Here is a 17146-nt window from a genome sequence, read left to right as displayed (position 1 = left end):
ACTCGTCTTCCTATATAATGAATAGGAGATTATTGTGTTGTGGCAAAGGAGGGATTACCCATGGATAATATGTTTAAATTAATGGGATGGTGGACTGGAATCTTTGCAATTTTATTTTATGTCGGCGATATGGTAGAAGTATCATTGTTGATGGTTGCCAATACCGGCTTCTTCGTTCTTCTCGGATACTTGAACATCTCTGAACGTATGTATATGTATATTTTTGCGGCCTACCTAACAGTCTTCTTCGTAGGCTTCACTTACTACTCCACGTTCATCCACGTTCCGGGAGCAGGTCATTAATTAATACGAATTTGCACAAAAAAACGGCCGAAATGGCCGTTTTTTTCTATGCCCATCTTTTACGGACGCAGGAATGGATTATATTGACTTTCCTGTTTCGGTGTTGTCTCAGGACCGTGTCCCGGAAATAAGAATGTCTCGCCCGGCAGCGTCAATAAAGATGAGCTGATCGACTGAAGCAGTACACTCTCGGAGCCTTCCGCCAAGTCCGTGCGGCCGATGCTTCCGGAAAACAAAGTATCCCCGACAATCGCAAAGCGGTCTTCGGGAAAATAAAAAGATACACTGCCTGGCGAATGACCCGGCGTGTGGAATATATCCATTGTGATCGGACCAATCACAAGCGTCTGTTCATCGGTGATCAGTCGATCGGCCGGAGCCACACGGTAATCCGGCACAGCCGCATATTTCGCTGAACCGTTCAATTTCGGAGTTCCGAGAAAATCACGCTCTTTGTGATGAAGATAAACTGGAATCTTATACAGCTCACGCAGTTCATCCACCGCACCGATATGGTCAAAATGGGCATGGGTCAACAAGATCGCTAGCGGCTTCAGCTGCTTGCGTTTGATGACTGCCTGAATCTTCCCGGCTTCTTCTCCAGGATCAAAAATGATGCAATGCTGATCTTCCCCGGATACGATATAACAATTCGTTTGTACAGGCCCTAATTCCAGGCGGTCTATTTTAAGCATTTGTTTTCACCTCCCCAATAGTATAACATGTTCAAAAGCCGTCACTTGTTCAATAGAATGACATTTTTAGCGCTCGACAAACATCCCGATTTTCTTTACAATAAAAGAGTAGAAGACGGCACTGGCTGTTAACGTTGAAGGGAGTGTCATAAGATGAGTATTATTTTAATGATTATTTTCGGACTCACAGCAATTCTTGCTGCGATTGGGACAGTTCAAACCCTGAAGAACAGAGAATATTTAGGATTTGTATTTAATTTAGGTACTTTTGTTATCTTCGGTGCTTTCACTGTAGCGACGCTTATTACGCAAGGCTACCCTGCACCAATTTAATGGCAACTAAACCGGCGCAGCTGCACCGGTTTTTTTGTTTGCTTTTATCATGCTAAAAAGGATGGATCAGCCAATTTTAACGGCCGATCCATCCTTTTTTAATTCTGTTTACGGCTGTTCCGATTCTTCAATCGTTTTCAGCTGGCCGCTTTGATCGTCATAAAATCGCAGCAAGTCGCCATTGATGATTGACTCGGAATACTGAAGCTCCTGGATCGCGCGTTCTGCATATGGATCGCACAAAGTTTGATCTTCCACAGGCTCGCCCGTTCCATTCTCATAGCATACGTTAGCCGCGTAGACATATTCGTCGGTCACAAAGCGTCCGTCGCGGAAGATGACAAATTCTTCATGTTCCTCAGAGAAGAGATCTCCACCGAACTGCATGTCTTTGTCCGTCTCCATGCCCATCAAATGAAGGATCGTCGAACGCATGTCGACTTGTCCGCCGACTTCTTCGTTGACATGGCCTTCGCCATAGCCCGGAATATGGACGAATAACGGGACTTTTTGCAGCTGTGCCGATTCATACGGTGTAATTTCCTTGCCTAAGTACTGCTCCATCGCAGCATTATGGTTGTCGGAGATCCCGTAATGGTCACCGTACATAACAATGATCGAATCTTCGTATAAACCTTGTTCTTTCAAATCTTCAAATAAAGATTTTACAGCCTCATCCAAATAACGCACCGTTTGGAAATAGCGGTTGAGTGTTCCTGAATTGGAATCGTACTCATCAATCAATTTATCTTCTTCATCTAAAGTGAACGGATGGTGGTTGGTAAGCGACAGCAAACGTGAGTAAAACGGCTGCTCCATTTCTGTCATATGGTCAACGGATTGTTCAAAGAACGGAATATCTTTCATTCCCCAGTTGACCGCTTGCCCTTCGCCGACCGTATAGCTTTGGATATCGTAGAATTTATCGATGCCCATCGACTCGTACATCATATCGCGGTTCCAGAAACTTTTTGTATTGGCATGTTGAACATTGGTTGAATAGCCTTCGTTGCCCATCTTCTCGGCCATGGAATTGAATTCATTGCCACTGTGGGTAAAGAAGACTGCACCGCCGCTGAGCGGATACAATCCGGTCTCAAGCAGAAACTCCGAATCGGATGTTTTTCCGAGTCCGGTCTGGTGATAAAAGTTCGGGAAGTAGATCGTGTCTTCATCTTCCGTCAATTCGTTCATGAACGGCGTGATGGTCTGGCCGTTCATTTCATTGTTCAAAGTGAAAGTCTGCAATGATTCGAGTGTTACGACGATCAAATTGCGGCCTTCCGCTTTTCCGAACATTTCAGCTGATGGCTCCGCCTGGTTTGAACGCACGTAGTTTGTCACTTCGGTCAATTCAGATCCGTCTGCTAATGCCCGCTGTGCTTGTGATTTCGACTGGATGTAAATATCGTACAAATGGTAATTGTACATTCCAAGGTTTTTCACGAGCATTTCACGGTCAAAGCTGCGCGTCAACAATTGCGGGCGCTCTGCTTCTGCAAGCCCAAGGTTGAAAAACAGGATCGCTGCCGACAACACAAAATACGCTTTGCGATGGGAAGCCGCCGCTTTTACAGTGGAATCTTGTTCTTTGATCAAAAACATCGCAAGAACAATGATGATGATATCTGCAAAGTAGAAGATGTCTGTCCAGTAGATGCTTGCCGCAGCACTAGACCCTAAATCGCCGAAATTATCTGTCTGGAACAATACCGGCAATGTGATAAAATCTGTAAAAAACCGGTAGAATGCCACGTTTCCATAAAGGATTATTGTTGTAATCACTGATATGGCCACGATATAACGGTTGCGTGCTTTTTTACTCTTGAAGAATAGCGCGCCGCCATAAAGGAACAACAGCAAGCTTAACGGGTTTAAAAACAGGATAAACTCTTGCAATGCATTGTCGATTGTAATAGAGAAAGCCGTTTTGTAGACGACGTAGGTGGTCAGCCAAGTGGCGATGACCGCTATGGCCAGAATTGAATGCTTCGGCCATTCTTTGTTTTTCATTGCCGCACATCCTCCTCTTCTTTCAGGAACCTTTGTCCGGTTCGTCTCAATATCAGTTTGTTGCCAGCATTAAAAAGCCCATTAGAAATATCAATAACTTACATTATAGAACAAATTGCCCTCTAGCAAAAGCAATTACCCTTAATATAACGCTTCAAAACGGATTCGGTTTCATTGGCTATGCTTTTTTTCGTATTCCAGTCGGTTCTGGCGCAAAATGGCCAACGCTCCACCGAATTCCCGTGCTGTGATAAAGTCGCTGCGGTACAAGTCTCGAAGATCTTCTTCCATCAAATCGAGATCCGATGGAAAGTCTGCTGTGTAGATGATCGTGCCATAGCGCTTCAATAATTGCATAACATCATATAAATCTTTCATCTTCTCACCGCCTTTGTATCGATTATCCGTCTCTCAGTGATGATGACTGCTACCGGAATATCGTGGCTCTCAACCGGCACGCTGTCCGCTATTTGTAGGTCGAATGCCAAAGACCGCGTGGCGCCATTATAGCCTGTCAGATAACGGTCATAATAACCCCCGCCAAACCCGATGCGGTAACCCGATTCTACAAAGACAACCCCCGGAACGACGAGCAGATCAATATCTCCTGCATCGATCGCCTCGGTCATCGCTTCGTTAGGCTCCTGCAAATCCATATAGACGACTTCCAATTGATTCATCGACTCCAACAAGCGGAATGTCATCGTGCGCTTTTGGGGGTCGCATTTCGGCACTGCCACACGCTTGCCTGTGCGCCAACAATGTTCGATAAGTGGCATGATGTTGACTTCCGGATAGCGTGATAAGGTCAAGCCCACTGTCTGGGCGCTCTTGAAAATTGGATCTTCGAGCAGTTTTTCCATAATGGCAGCTGAACGCTGTTCATGTTCTTGCAGTGGTAAATCACGTAATTGGCTCAAGACCGATTTTCTTAGTATCGCTTTATCCATTCGACTATCGCCCTTTCTCTATATATGTAACATTCACTAGAACGGAGAATTCAAAAGAAAAAGCCAAAACCCCGAGAGGTTTTGGCAGACAAGTCATTACTTTGTTTCACGGTGTGCTGTCATTTTTTTGTCACGTGAGCAATATTTTTTCAATTCAAGACGCTCAGGGTTGTTGCGCTTATTTTTAACAGAGCTGTAGTTACGTTCGCCACATTCTGTACAAGCCAGTGTAATGTTTACACGCATCGATATCCCTCCCAATTCTTTCGAAAATCCATTTCAATAATAAGCATGATCTATACGACTTAATTATTATAGCATACCTGCAGTGATTGTCTACTGAAAAATATTGGTTTCTGTTGAATTCTTCCACTATAAAAACCGCAGTCGATCCTGCGGTTTTAAATCACTTATTCAAATCATAATGGCGCCCACGCACGAGATAAAATAGCTGTTCTGCAATATTGGTAGCATAATCTGCTGAGCGTTCCATATAGCGGCTGACGAACGCCAATTGCGTTACTTGGCTAAGCTTTTCAGGTTCTTTCGCACTGTGCTGGAACAACAAGCGAATTGCTTCTCCGTAAAGGTCATCCACTTCATCATCCATATCGGCGATGGCTTTTGCCTTCTCAACATCTTCTTGGACAAGTGCATCGATGCCTTGTCTTAGCATTTCAGTCGCCAACTTATGCATGCGCTGGATCTTTTGGATCGGTTCCAGCAATTCCTGTTGGCCGATGCGGATCGTTTCTTTGGCGATATTAACGGCATAATCGCCGACACGCTCCATATCCGATGCCACTTTGATCGTGACGATCAATCGCCGTAAATCGGTTGCGACCGGTGATTGTTTGGCGATCAAAAGAATCACATGGTCATTGAGCTCTTCTTCCAGGCGATTGATGTGCATGTCATCTTCAATCACTTGCAATGCCGTGTCGATGTCATGCGCAACGAGTGCTTGCATCGATTTATCCAATGCATCGATCGCCATTGTGCTTAGTGTAATCAACATCTCCTGAGCCGACTGTAATTCGTATTCAAACTTTTCACGTACTGCCATATTGTATTCCTCCTAATTTATCCAGCTTTAACGGAGCTATAAATCCTGCCTATCCAGGCGCAACGCAGAACTCCAGATTGCTTGGAAATTCTCGTTACCCGAAACGCCCTGAAATATAGTCTTCTGTCCGTTTATCAGCAGGGTTGGAGAAAATCGTATCGGTGCTGTCATACTCAATCACTTCGCCATTGAGGAAAAATGCCGTTTTGTCTGAAATCCTAGCGGCTTGCTGCATATTGTGCGTGACAATGATGATGCTGTATTGTTCTTTTAGTTCCTGGACCAATTCTTCGATTTTCAATGTCGAAATCGGGTCCAGTGCAGAAGTCGGCTCATCCATCAAAATGACGTCCGGTTCGATGGCCAGTGTGCGCGCAATGCACACGCGCTGCTGCTGACCACCGGAAATGCCGTATGCATTTTCATTCAACCGGTCTTTCACTTCGTCCCAGATCGCCGCGCCGCGCAAACTCTTTTCAACGATTTCATCGAGGATTTTGCGGTTTTTGATGCCGTGGATGCGCGGCCCGTATGCGATATTATCGTAAATCGATTTCGGGAATGGGTTCGGTTTCTGGAATACCATGCCGACACGCGTACGCAATTCCTCGACGCCGTAATTGGCCTCGAAGATATTGCGCCCGCGATATTGGACTTCGCCGGATGTTTTGACCGAAGGCACCAATTCAACCATGCGGTTCAATGTTTTCAAATAAGTTGATTTCCCGCAGCCCGACGGTCCGATGATCGCCGTCACTTCGTTTTCTCCGATTTCCAAGTCAATATTTTTTAAGGCATGATTGCTGCCATACCATAAATTCAATTGCCGTGTACTATAGACGCTGTCCTTTTCTAATTGCTGTTCTGTGGCTGTGATCTTTGGTACATCAATTTTTGTTTTGATTGTTGCTGTGTTCATGATGAACTCCCCTTCCACATGATACTTTAATAAGATTTATCGAATTTGTTCCGAATGAAGACCGCGATGGAATTCATGAATAGCAAGACCACCATCAAGACGATGATGCCAGCTGCTGCAACGGTTTGGAACTCAGCTTGCGGACGGCTCGACCAGTCGTAAATCTGCATCGGCAGTGCGGTAAATGTATCCATGACGCCAACCGGCAGGAATTGGATGATGACCGGAATGCCGACAACTATGAGCGGTGCCGTTTCACCGATGGCACGGGACAAGGCTAAGATGCTTCCTGTCAAAATGCCGGCGATAGCCGCCGGTAAAATGATGCGCACGATTGTTTGCCATTTTGTTGCGCCCATTCCGTAAGAGGCATCGCGCAATTCACCCGGCACCGAACGGATCGCTTCTTGCGATGCGACAATGATGACCGGCAAGATCAGCAAGCTCATCGTAAATCCGGCAGCCAGAATGCTGTTTCCAAGTGCCAATGCCCGTACGAAAATGGTGAGGCCGAGAAGTCCGAAGACGACCGATGGCACTCCCGCCAAATTGGCGATGTTCATTTGAATGAAACTCGTGATGCGCCCCTTTTTTGCGTATTCCTCTAAATAAAGAGCAGATCCTACTCCTAGAATCATCGACGTTGGAGCCACAACCGCCATGAGCCAGATCGATCCGACAAGCGCCGCTTTGATGCCGGCCTGGTCCGGGAATCTAGAGGCGAAGTTAGTGAGAAAGTCGAGCGACAGATGCCCCGCTCCTTGGCTGACGATCCGGTACAGCAATATGACAAGCGCGAGCAGTGCGAGCGCAGTCGCAAACATGAAAAACCCTTGGAATATGCGATTAACGATCATCCGGCCGTTCATGCGCCGGACGACTTTTTCCTGTTCAATATATCTCATTTTAATATTCCTCCCGGAAACGTTTGGACATATACCCGGCCAGTATATTCATCGCCATCGTAAAGAGGAATAAGGTGAAACCGACCGCATAGATGGAGTAGTAAATCGTTGTTCCATAGCCGGCATCTCCTTTCGATACTTGGACAATATACGCTGTCATCGTCTGGATTGAACCGGTAAAGTCGCCATCGAACTTCGGCGTGGATCCTGCCGCAAGGGAGACGATCATCGTTTCACCGATTGCACGGGACAAGCCCAAGACAACTGAAGCGATAATTCCTGATAATGCTGCAGGCACGGTCACTTTCCAAGCCACTTCAAATTTTGTCGAGCCCATCGCCAGCGCTCCGTCGCGTATGCTCTTCGGTACGGAAGACATGGCGTCTTCCGACAGCGAAGCGATCATCGGGATGATCATAATGCCGACAACGATACCTGGCGAAATTGCATTGAAAATCTTGATCTCAGGGAAAAAGCTTTGCAACACAGGTGTGACGAATGTTAAAGCGAAAAAGCCGTAGACGATCGTCGGAACGCCAGCCAACACTTCAAGCACAGGCTTGACGACGCGTCGCACATTGTCTGACGCATATTCGCTCAAATAAATTGCAGCGGATATTCCGATCGGCACTGCGACCACAATGGCGATTCCTGTAATTTTCAGTGTGCCTACGATAAGCGGCCAAATGCCGAAACGGGCTTCTGTGTTGGAGAAAGGAAGCCAGGTGGTACCGAAAATGAAATCAGTGAACGGCACTCTCGTGAAAAACGTGATCGTTTCAATAATCAAAGTCAACACGATTCCGATCGTCGTCAAAACTGAAACGGAAGCGATCAGAAACAACAAAAAAGGAATGAGCTTTTCGATGATTTTCTTACTTTTTTTATCGTTTGATTTTGCAATCATATCTTGGACCGATGTCCCCATATTGGAATCCCCTTTCAACCGCAAAAGGTGAGCAGGAGCTGCTCACCCTAAGACTGAACTTGCAACTTGATTATTTTAATGCCTCAAGATCCGCTAAGCCTTTATCGTAATCTTCCTCTGAAAGCGGCACATATCCGACAGCTTCAGCCATTTCGCCTGAGTTTTCCAGCGTGAATTTCATAAAATCGTACATTGCGTCATTGTCCGCCACTTCGGCGTTGCTCGCATACGTGAAGAGCGGGCGTGATAGCGGTGAATATTCACCGGACTCGATTGTTTCAGCGTTCGGCTCAACACCGTCGATTGTTACGACTTTCAAGGTATCCTGGTTGGCAACATAGTAAGCATAGCCGAAGAATCCGATTGCGTTCGAATCGCCTTGGATGCCTTGAACGAGTGTGTTGTCATCTTCTGATAATGTCGCGGATTCGACGATGTCCTCGTCTTCAAGGATGACTTCGTTAAAGTAATCGTATGTCCCCGATGCTGTACCCGGTGCATAGAACACCACTTCTTCATCCGGCCATTCCGGGTTGATGTCTGCCCATGTTTTTGAGGTGCCATCTTCTACCCATAGTTTTTTCAGGTCTTCGACTGTCAAATCTTCAACAAATTCATTGTCCTGGTTGACGACAATGGAAAGCCCATCATACGCAAGGAGAAATTCTGTATAATCGATGCCCGCTTCTTCAAGGCTTGCTGCTTCTTCTTCTTTGATAGGTCTAGAAGCATTCGAGAAAGCTGTTTCGCCTTGGACGAATTTTTCAAATCCGCCGCCTGTTCCTGAAACGCCAACCGTTACTTGGACGTCCGGTTGTACTGCCGCGTATTCTTCTACAAGACCTTCTAAAATCGGCGCTACTGTGGAAGAACCGTCACCTGCGACTGAACCTTCTAAAGCTGCCGCCTCATCTGAAGTCGAATCTGCTGTGCCGCTTGTAGCCGTTTCCTCTTCTGTGCTGCCACACGCTCCAAGTACTAAAGCCGATCCAAGAATAGTTGACGCCATTGCGAATTTCCAGTTTCTCATTTGTGTTTTCCCCCTAAATGATATGTTGTTTACAAAACCAACTATACTCCCGCTTTGTTGAGGACATATGAAGCCATTGTTAAGAAATTGTAAATGGCATAAGTCCCAGACAAAATAAAAAAGAGCCGCAGCACAAATCCTTGTTCAGGATTTTTTTGCTGCAACTCTTCAATATTAGTAAGTTTAGTCTTCATCAATGCGTGTGCCGCTAAATGGCGGTTGGATTTTATTCGTATCGTCTTCACTGCGCTGTGCTTTCAGCTCGAAGTATTTATCGGCAGCAGCACGGGCAATTTCATTATTTGTTCTTGGGACTTCTTTTGGATTCGTCGTCACATAAGGAATGACGACCGCATAAGCGATTTCCGGATTTTCGTATGGAGCAAACCCGACATGGGCGATGTTGACATTCACCGTGCCGTGCAACTCGTGATCTCGCTCATAAAAATAAGCTTCTGCTGTTCCTGTTTTGCCAGCAGCCGTGTATGGCGTGTCGGCAAATTGAGCACGCGCTGAACCGGATCCGCCGATATACACATTGCGCATGCCTTCCTGGACGCGGTCAATTTCCTCTTGCGTGTTGTTGATGCGGTTCAGGATTTTCGGTTCGATCACTGTTTCGATCGGTCCGAGCGTTGTGCCGTCCTGCGACGCTTTGCGGATTTCTTTGACCACATGAGGCTGCATGCGGTAACCGTCGTTGGCGATCGTTGAAATATACTGTGCCAATTGCATTGGCGTATAGGTATCAAATTGTCCGATCGCAAGGTCCAATAGCTTTCCTCCCGGTGTCGAGCCACCGAGATAACCGGTGCCTTCATTCGGCAAGTCGATGCCGGTCGCAGTCCCTAGGCCGTACTGGGCAAACGAGTTGCGCAGCACTTCAAAGCTTTCCGGGTCGATGCGCAGGCCGCGGTTGTATTGATACTCCATGCCGGCTATCTTGAGCGCGATTTTGAACATATATACATTCGATGAGCGCTCAATCGCCATCAAATCACTCATTTGCATGCGGTTGAACAGCACCGTATTGAAGATCGAGTTTTTTTGCGCCGTGCCGGCGAACTTCAATGGTTCGTCAATCAGCACTTCGCCCATTTCCACAGCATCTTCTGCATAACCTGTCAACAGCGTTGCACCTTTAATGGTTGAGCCCATTTCATGGGCAGCCGTAAATGTGCCGAATGCGTAATCGTTGACGACTTGCTTGCCGTCCCCGTCTTTCCCAATGCGCTTGCCGACCATCGACAACACTTCACCGGTACGCGGGTTCATCATAACCAAATAGGCATCTTTGACAAGTTGCGAGTTCGGCCCGGCTTTTAAGGCCACCAATTTGTCTTCGACGATTTGTTCGAGTTCATATTGCAGCTCGCTGTCGATCGTCAACACCAAATCTTTTCCAGGCTCCCCATCCTCTACAGGTATCGTTTCAATGACACGGCCGCGTCCGTCTGTGACGTTTTTCACGATGGATTTCTGCCCTTGCAGCACATCTTCGTATTGCAATTCCAAAAAGCTTGTGCCGACACGGTCGTTGCGCGAGTAATCGCGGCTCAAATAATAGTCGAGCCTGTTCGCTGGTATGCCTTGGTCCGGTGTGGTCGTGCTGCCGAGTATTGTCAAGTCGGTCATCTTCACCCGTTTCCAATCTGTCACCGTATTGACTCCTGCCAGTTTTGGATCAGTCAAGCGTTCTGATACTTGCGCAAACTCTTCCGGCGTCACGCCTTCACTTTTGATGATTTGTGGAGACAGAGCATACCCCGACGTCATCTCACGGTAAATCGCCAATATTTCCAGCTGTTCGCCTTCTAGACTTGCTAACTCTTCTTCGGTGATTTTCTCGCGGATCAATGCATCCAATTTTTGTTGCTTCTCTTTCTGGGGAATTTCCTCAGCATCGATTGCGGCGCGTTCCTCAGCCGTGACTTTCTCTGTCGCGCTTTCCATATTCAATTGTATGTAAAAGTCTTGCTTATCGCGCAAAGTCACTTTATCAGTATCTTTCTCGATCAATTTCGCAAGTTCTGTTGCAACTTCGAGCATTTCGTCGCGTTTTGTTGTTTGCATCGCCGTATAGGTGATGCTGTTGACCGGCTCGTTGTCTACCTGGAGGCGCCCTGCCGAATCAAAAATCCGTCCACGCGGAACGCTCGTATTGACCGCTACTTCTTCGGTACGTGCAATGGCGCGGGAATAATCTTCCCCTTTAACGATCTGCAAATACCCGAGACGCAGGATGAGCACAGAAAACAACAGAAAAATGACAAAAAATAAAATGTTCATCCGAAATGTCGTGTTGGCTTGAAGTTTTGACTTGGCCAGCGAGACACGCCGTTTTTGCGGGGTTTTCATGAGCGCGTAGCTCCTTTCAATGAAATATCCAAATGCTAGTATAGCACCGGACATAAAAAAACACACACTTTTTCAGACGAAAAAGTGTGTGTTCGGGTTTCAATATTTAACAATTATTTAGCAGCTTCGTAGCGCTTGGACACTTCGTCCCAGTTTACTACATTCCAGAATGCTGCCAAGTAATCCGGGCGGCGGTTCTGGTATTTCAAGTAATAGGCATGTTCCCAAACGTCTACTCCAAGAATCGGCGTTTTGCCTTCAGATAGTGGAGAATCCTGGTTTGGCGTTGACGTTACTTCAAGTTCGCCGTTAGAAACGACTAGCCAAGCCCATCCAGAACCGAAGCGCGTTTTGCCGGCAGCTTCGAATTTCTCTTTGAACTCGTCAAAGCTTCCAAATTTGCTGTTGATTGCGTCTGCCACTGCACCTTGTGGGTTGCCGCCGCCGTTAGGTGACAACAATTGCCAGAATAGCGAGTGGTTAGCGTGTCCGCCGCCGTTGTTGCGGACAGCTGTACGGATGTCCTCAGGTACTGCATTCAAATCCGAGATCAACTCTTCAATTGATTTAGAAGCGAGATCATCATGACCTTCCAAAGCAGCGTTTACGTTCGTGATGTACGTGTTGTGGTGTTTTGTGTGGTGAATGTTCATCGTTTCTTTGTCGATGTGTGGTTCCAATGCATCGTACGCGTAAGGTAGTTCCGGTAATTCGTATGCCATGATTAAATTCCTCCTTGAGTCTATTGTTCTACTTTGTTAGCGTATCAAAATTTTCAGAACGACACAAACATTAAGTCTAGTGTTATGTGCTTTTCAGACCTAAGTCGGAGAAAGCTAGAGGATCACCCAGAAGAACAGGCCAACCATGATCGCTTGAATGATGCCTTTCGTTACGGCTGAAGTGATAAAGCCGATGACCGAACCGACTCCTGAGCGGATCGAGTTTTTGATCGACGACCGATTGACGACCAATTCAGCAATGATGGCACCTGCAAACGGGCCGATCAAGATGCCGGCGAACGGGATGATGAACGGACCGAAAATCAAACCTATGGTACTCCCCCACAAGCCCGCTTTCGAGCCCCCGAATTTCTTCACGCCGATGACATTCGCCAAGAAATCTGCACCGAACAACAACAGCACAAACAAGATTTCAATAAGCCAGAACCACCACGGCAAATCCGCGAAGCTGAAAAACAAGCCATAAATCAAGAAACCTCCGATAATAAACAATGACGCAGGAATGACAGGATAGACCAGGCCGATAAACCCGATGGCGAAAAACAGCAAAATGAACACCCAACCGACAATTTCAAGCATCATTCGCCCTCCTTTTTCGATATAAAAACTCCCTTTCATCGTGCCTTACATTAAAGGAAATGTAAAGGATGAAAGGGAGTACAGATTATGCGCGGTTGCCTAAAATGGCTTCTGCGATATTTACGGCATGATCGCCGACGCGCTCCAAGTTGCTGACAATATCGACGAAAACGATGCCGGCTTGCGCTGAGCATGCGCCTTCGTTCAAGCGAAGGATGTGCTTTTTGCGGAATTTGCGTTCCATTTTATCGATTAAATCTTCTTGCTCTGCCACTTCACGCGCCAACTCATGGCTAGTTGTGTCGAGTGCATCCAGTGATTTCGATACGGTGGCAATGGTCAATGTGAACATTTCATCCAAATCTTCCATCGCATCAGAAGTCAATTTCACTTTGTTCGTCTCCTGATAATCGATCAATTCGATGATGTTTTCGAAATGGTCGCCGATGCGTTCGATATCACGGACGGTTTCCATCAACATCGTATGACGCGTTGAATCCGCCGCTGAAATCGATTCAGCTGAAATGAGCACCAAGTAATCGGTGATTTTGCTGTCGAGATTGTTGATGGCGTCTTCTAATTGATAGCCCATTTCGGCATTCTTTTTATTTTTTGTTTTCAAATACTCATATGTTTCTTCCAAACCTTGGACTGAATATTTACCCATGCGCAAGATTTCTTCTTTCGCTTGCCCAAGTGCGATCGATGGCGACTGCTCGATAAAGTTTTTGTCCAAATGCTTCGGCTTGAATTCAACAAGCACTTCATCACCCGGAATAACTTTGGTGACCAGATATGCCCATGCACCGATCAATGGGAATTGAATGATCGTGTTCGCGACGTTGAACGTCCCGTGGGCAAAGGCAATTTGCATTTTCGCTTCCAAATCAAGTACTGCTGCAATCCATTCCACATAAGCGGTGAATGGCACGAGCAAAATTAAGAAGATGACAGAGCCGATCAAGTTGAACAGCACGTGCACAGCTGCTGCACGGCGAGCAGCGATGGAAGTTCCGAGCGCTGCCAGAACCGCCGTTACGGTCGTCCCGATGTTGTCACCGAAAAGAACCGGCAAGGCCGCATCGAGCGTGACCAGGTTTTCTGCGTAAAGCCCCTGCAAAATGGCAACTGTACCGCTGGAACTTTGCACGATAAAGGTAACAAGGGTTCCGACTGCCACGCCAAGAATAGGGAATTCGCTCAAATTGACGGTCATGTCGATAAATGCAGGCAACTCGCGCAAAGGCTTCATTGCCCCGCTCATTGTCTCCATCCCGAAGAACAAACCGCCAAAGCCAAAGACGACTTGGCCGATGTTTTGGATCTGGTTTTTCTTAAAGAAGAAAATCATGAACGCACCTACTGCCATAATCGGCAAAGCATACGCACCGACGTCGAGCCCGATAATGAACGCCGTTACGGTCGTTCCAATATTCGCGCCCATGATCACGCCGATCGCTTGTCTAAGCGTCATGAAGCCGGCACTTACAAGCCCGACGACGATAACGGTCGTCCCTGAGCTCGACTGGATTAAGATCGTTACGATAATACCGACGAGCACACCCATAAATGGATTGGTCGTGAAGCGATCCAAGATGTCCCGCAATTTATCGCCTGCAGCTTTTTGCAAAGCGTCTCCCATATACTTGATTGAGAAGAGGAAAACACCAAGTCCTCCTACAAAGGAGAAGAGTATCTCCTGCCAGTTCATTTCCACGATTCACATTCAACTCCTAATTATAACGTAATCACACCTCACCTATTATGTAGAGTTCTCTAAGTAATTGTAAACACCTTTTTTGAAAATTTACATTCCCGTAACAATAGAATGGGATTTTCCCATTTTGGCGTGATACGATTACACTACAACCGGAAAGGAAGATTAGCTGTGACTTTATACCAATTATTCATTGCCAGTTTCATGGAGCCGAAAAAGCGCGCCGCCGTCCGAATCATGCCGATCGGCCGCATTATGAAATTCGTTTTTTTGTTCGTTGCGCTATTGGCATTGGCGTCATTCGTCGAGTTTACACTTGGCATCGGCTCAAGTTCTTCTGAATTGGAAGGCTTGCTGCAATTCATCAAAGAAATCGAATGGCTCTTATACCCATTTGCGCTGGTCTTTTTGTTTGTATCGACGACGATTTATCATTTCATCAAAATAAGCGCTTTCGCTGCAATCGGTTTGGGGTTCCTCAAATTGCTCCAGCGCCGCGGGGAATATCGCCATATGTGGCGCACAGCAGCACTGGCCGTCACCGTGCCGACTATTGCAGCCTATGCACTCAGCTTTTGGGCCAGCAGCTTGTGGTTCTCGTTCTTCACCAGTTTGTGGACACTTTACCTTCTATATAGTGCAGCACGCTTCTATCCGAAAGCACCACCTGCCAAAAAATAAGCCGCTTTGTTGCATAGATGTAAAGAATCAGCCCCCTACAGCCGTCTTTCTTGTCTTTTCAAAGCAGACACTGCTAAAATGGCTATAGGCAATAGAAATTTAATGGCACGGTAGTTTCGTGCACAAGGAAGCTGAGTGAACAGTCCGGATGACCGGAAACTCACAAAAAGGAGAGATTTTTAACATGAGTGAAATGACTCACCGTTCAAAAACGCGCCCCGTCAAAGTCGGAGATATAACGATCGGCGGCAGCAATGAATTATTCATACAGAGTATGGCCACAACTAAAACACACGACGTCGAAGCGACCGTCGCTGAAATTCTCCGCCTCGAAGAAGCCGGATGCCAAGTGGTCCGCGTCGCTTGCCCTGATGAGCGCGCAGCTTATGCTATCGGAGATATTAAAAAGCGCATCAATATCCCGCTCGTCGTCGATATCCATTTCGATTACAAATTGGCGTTGATCGCCATTGAACAAGGCGCGGATAAAATCCGCATCAATCCGGGCAACATCGGGCGCCGCGAAAAAGTTGAAGCGGTCGTCAATGCTTGTAAAGCAAAAGGCATCCCAATCCGCATCGGTGTCAACGCCGGTTCACTGGAACGTAAAATTCTGGAGAAATACGGTTATCCGACTGCAGACGGGATGGTCGAGTCTGCGCTTCACCACATCAAGATCCTAGAAGACCTTGATTTCCATGACATTATCGTGTCTTTAAAGGCATCAGATGTCAGCCTGGCAGTCGAAGCCTACGAAAAAGCTTCAAAAGCATTCGATTATCCGCTCCATCTTGGCATTACAGAATCCGGCACATTGTTCTCGGGAACTGTCAAAAGTGCAGCCGGTCTTGGCGCATTGCTTGCAAAAGGCATCGGCAACACGTTGCGCGTCTCTTTGAGCGCGGACCCTGTAGAGGAAGTCAAAGTGGCACGCGAAATGCTGAAAGTGTTCGGCTTGTCCTCTAATGCTGCAACACTTATTTCTTGCCCAACTTGCGGGCGCATCGAAATCGATTTGATCACCATCGCGAATGAAGTGGAAGAATACATCTCCCACATTAAAGCACCGTTGAAAGTGGCAGTGTTAGGCTGTGCTGTAAACGGACCGGGTGAAGCACGCGAAGCCGATATCGGCATCGCCGGCGCACGCGGCGAAGGGCTGCTGTTCATGCACGGGAAAACCGTTCGCAAAGTGCCTGAAGAAACAATGGTCGATGAACTGAAAATGGAAATCGACAAATTGGCGGAAGAATATTTCGCCAAGCAAGCAGCAGAAAAAAAGCAACAAGAATTGGAACAACAACAAGTATAAGGTTGTGATTGCATGTATCGTTTTGGCATAGACATCGATGGCACCGTCACTTGCCCGACATCGCTCATCCCGCACATCAACGAAGCGTTCGGCAGTGAACTGACCATAGAAGATATCCGTGAATACGATTTGACGGCTGCTTTGCCGCAGCTCGATAAAAAAGAATTTTATTCCTGGTTCAAAAAGCACGAACCGAAAATTTACGCATCTTCCCCTATTTCGAAAGATGCCAAGCAAATCATCAATAACTGGAAAGACCGCTACGAATTATATTTCATCTCTGCACGCGGAGCTGACGTTCGAAACGTCACATTCGATTGGTTCGAACAACATGCGCTCGCCTATGACCACATCGATTTAATTGGCACACATAAAAAAATCAGCACCGCAAAACAGCATAATGTCGATTTGTTTTTTGAAGACAAACACGATAATGCCGTCGAGATTTCAGAAGAACTCGACATTCCGGTCATTTTGTTCGATACACCCTATAACCGCGAACCGGTTCCGAATAAAGTGGTCCGCGTCTACGATTGGCTAGAAGCCGAGCAATGGGTAAAAAAAGAATTCGGTGTTCAGCAGGAAATGCTGAAACGATAAAATGAGAGTGCAAG

Annotated in this window: 19 protein-coding genes; 5 read left to right on the top strand and 14 right to left on the bottom strand. The window is 46.7% G+C overall.

The features are described from left to right. The first annotated feature begins 60 nt into the window (after positions 1-60). The gene (locus ACFO5U_RS03960) at positions 61-303 is read left to right on the top strand and encodes a DUF2626 domain-containing protein (protein ID WP_377276897.1); all 243 of its coding nucleotides are present in this window, start codon (positions 61-63) and stop codon (positions 301-303) included. 59 nt (positions 304-362) lie between these two features. Here the strand turns inward: ACFO5U_RS03960 and ACFO5U_RS03955 are convergent, their stop codons facing one another. Continuing rightward, positions 363-998, bottom strand: a complete 636-nt coding sequence (locus ACFO5U_RS03955; RefSeq protein ID WP_377276896.1) for an MBL fold metallo-hydrolase — start codon at positions 996-998, stop codon at positions 363-365. Between the two features lie 153 nt (positions 999-1151). Between ACFO5U_RS03955 and ACFO5U_RS03950 the strand changes: the two genes are divergently transcribed. Then, positions 1152-1331 (top strand): DUF2759 domain-containing protein, encoded by a 180-nt coding sequence (locus ACFO5U_RS03950; protein WP_215105549.1) that lies wholly within the window; start codon positions 1152-1154, stop codon positions 1329-1331. 108 nt (positions 1332-1439) lie between these two features. Here the strand turns inward: ACFO5U_RS03950 and ACFO5U_RS03945 are convergent, their stop codons facing one another. From ACFO5U_RS03945 to ACFO5U_RS03885, 13 genes are all read right to left on the bottom strand, one after another. Further along, positions 1440-3344, bottom strand: a complete 1905-nt coding sequence (locus tag ACFO5U_RS03945) for an LTA synthase family protein (RefSeq protein ID WP_377276894.1) — start codon at positions 3342-3344, stop codon at positions 1440-1442. A 171-nt stretch (positions 3345-3515) separates the two neighbouring features. Continuing rightward, the gene (locus ACFO5U_RS03940; protein WP_377276892.1) at positions 3516-3722 is read right to left on the bottom strand and encodes a YqgQ family protein; all 207 of its coding nucleotides are present in this window, start codon (positions 3720-3722) and stop codon (positions 3516-3518) included. After that, on the bottom strand, positions 3719-4294 hold the full coding sequence (locus ACFO5U_RS03935; protein ID WP_377276890.1) for a 5-formyltetrahydrofolate cyclo-ligase: 576 nt from the start codon (positions 4292-4294) through the stop codon (positions 3719-3721). The genes ACFO5U_RS03940 and ACFO5U_RS03935 overlap by 4 nt, the downstream gene beginning before the upstream one ends. 96 nt (positions 4295-4390) lie before the next feature. Next, on the bottom strand, positions 4391-4540 hold the full coding sequence (gene rpmG, locus ACFO5U_RS03930; protein ID WP_377276889.1) for a 50S ribosomal protein L33: 150 nt from the start codon (positions 4538-4540) through the stop codon (positions 4391-4393). 160 nt (positions 4541-4700) lie between these two features. After that, positions 4701-5360, bottom strand: coding sequence for a phosphate signaling complex protein PhoU (gene phoU / locus ACFO5U_RS03925; protein ID WP_377276887.1), 660 nt, complete (start codon positions 5358-5360; stop codon positions 4701-4703). Positions 5361-5454: 94 nt separating this feature from the next. Next, on the bottom strand, positions 5455-6279 hold the full coding sequence (pstB, locus tag ACFO5U_RS03920) for a phosphate ABC transporter ATP-binding protein PstB (RefSeq protein WP_377276885.1): 825 nt from the start codon (positions 6277-6279) through the stop codon (positions 5455-5457). 26 nt (positions 6280-6305) lie between these two features. Beyond that, positions 6306-7184 carry a phosphate ABC transporter permease PstA gene (gene pstA, locus ACFO5U_RS03915; protein ID WP_377276884.1) on the bottom strand — a complete coding sequence of 293 codons (879 nt, stop codon included), beginning with the start codon at positions 7182-7184 and terminating at the stop codon, positions 6306-6308. Position 7185: 1 nt separating this feature from the next. After that, positions 7186-8112, bottom strand: coding sequence for a phosphate ABC transporter permease subunit PstC (gene pstC / locus ACFO5U_RS03910; RefSeq protein ID WP_377276882.1), 927 nt, complete (start codon positions 8110-8112; stop codon positions 7186-7188). A gap of 70 nt (positions 8113-8182) precedes the next feature. After that, on the bottom strand, positions 8183-9142 hold the full coding sequence (locus ACFO5U_RS03905; protein WP_377276881.1) for a PstS family phosphate ABC transporter substrate-binding protein: 960 nt from the start codon (positions 9140-9142) through the stop codon (positions 8183-8185). Between the two features lie 183 nt (positions 9143-9325). After that, positions 9326-11500, bottom strand: a complete 2175-nt coding sequence (locus ACFO5U_RS03900; RefSeq protein ID WP_377276879.1) for a penicillin-binding transpeptidase domain-containing protein — start codon at positions 11498-11500, stop codon at positions 9326-9328. 113 nt (positions 11501-11613) lie between these two features. Next, on the bottom strand, positions 11614-12222 hold the full coding sequence (locus tag ACFO5U_RS03895; RefSeq protein WP_377276878.1) for a superoxide dismutase: 609 nt from the start codon (positions 12220-12222) through the stop codon (positions 11614-11616). Positions 12223-12336: 114 nt separating this feature from the next. Next, complete coding sequence (locus ACFO5U_RS03890; RefSeq protein WP_377276877.1) at positions 12337-12825, bottom strand: DUF456 domain-containing protein; 489 nt, start codon at positions 12823-12825, stop codon at positions 12337-12339. A gap of 82 nt (positions 12826-12907) precedes the next feature. Further along, entirely contained in the window at positions 12908-14539 is a 1632-nt protein-coding gene (locus ACFO5U_RS03885) for a Na/Pi cotransporter family protein (RefSeq protein WP_377276876.1), read from the bottom strand. Positions 14540-14710: 171 nt separating this feature from the next. Here ACFO5U_RS03885 and ACFO5U_RS03880 point away from each other — a divergent pair, with 171 nt between their 5' ends. The 3 genes from ACFO5U_RS03880 to ACFO5U_RS03870 all read left to right on the top strand — a co-directional run bounded on the left by ACFO5U_RS03880 (position 14711) and on the right by ACFO5U_RS03870 (position 17132). Continuing rightward, positions 14711-15220 (top strand): DUF1189 family protein, encoded by a 510-nt coding sequence (locus ACFO5U_RS03880; protein ID WP_377276874.1) that lies wholly within the window; start codon positions 14711-14713, stop codon positions 15218-15220. A gap of 184 nt (positions 15221-15404) precedes the next feature. Further along, on the top strand, positions 15405-16532 hold the full coding sequence (gene ispG / locus ACFO5U_RS03875; RefSeq protein WP_377276872.1) for a flavodoxin-dependent (E)-4-hydroxy-3-methylbut-2-enyl-diphosphate synthase: 1128 nt from the start codon (positions 15405-15407) through the stop codon (positions 16530-16532). Positions 16533-16544: 12 nt separating this feature from the next. Beyond that, positions 16545-17132 carry a hypothetical protein gene (locus tag ACFO5U_RS03870; protein ID WP_377276870.1) on the top strand — a complete coding sequence of 196 codons (588 nt, stop codon included), beginning with the start codon at positions 16545-16547 and terminating at the stop codon, positions 17130-17132. Positions 17133-17146: the final 14 nt, after the last annotated feature.

This window comes from Planococcus dechangensis (assembly GCF_042654465.1).
GTDB lineage: Bacteria > Bacillota > Bacilli > Bacillales_A > Planococcaceae > Planococcus > Planococcus dechangensis.
The sequence above is the reverse complement of the archived record's forward strand: the minus strand, read 5'-3'. Positions and strand labels throughout refer to the sequence as shown.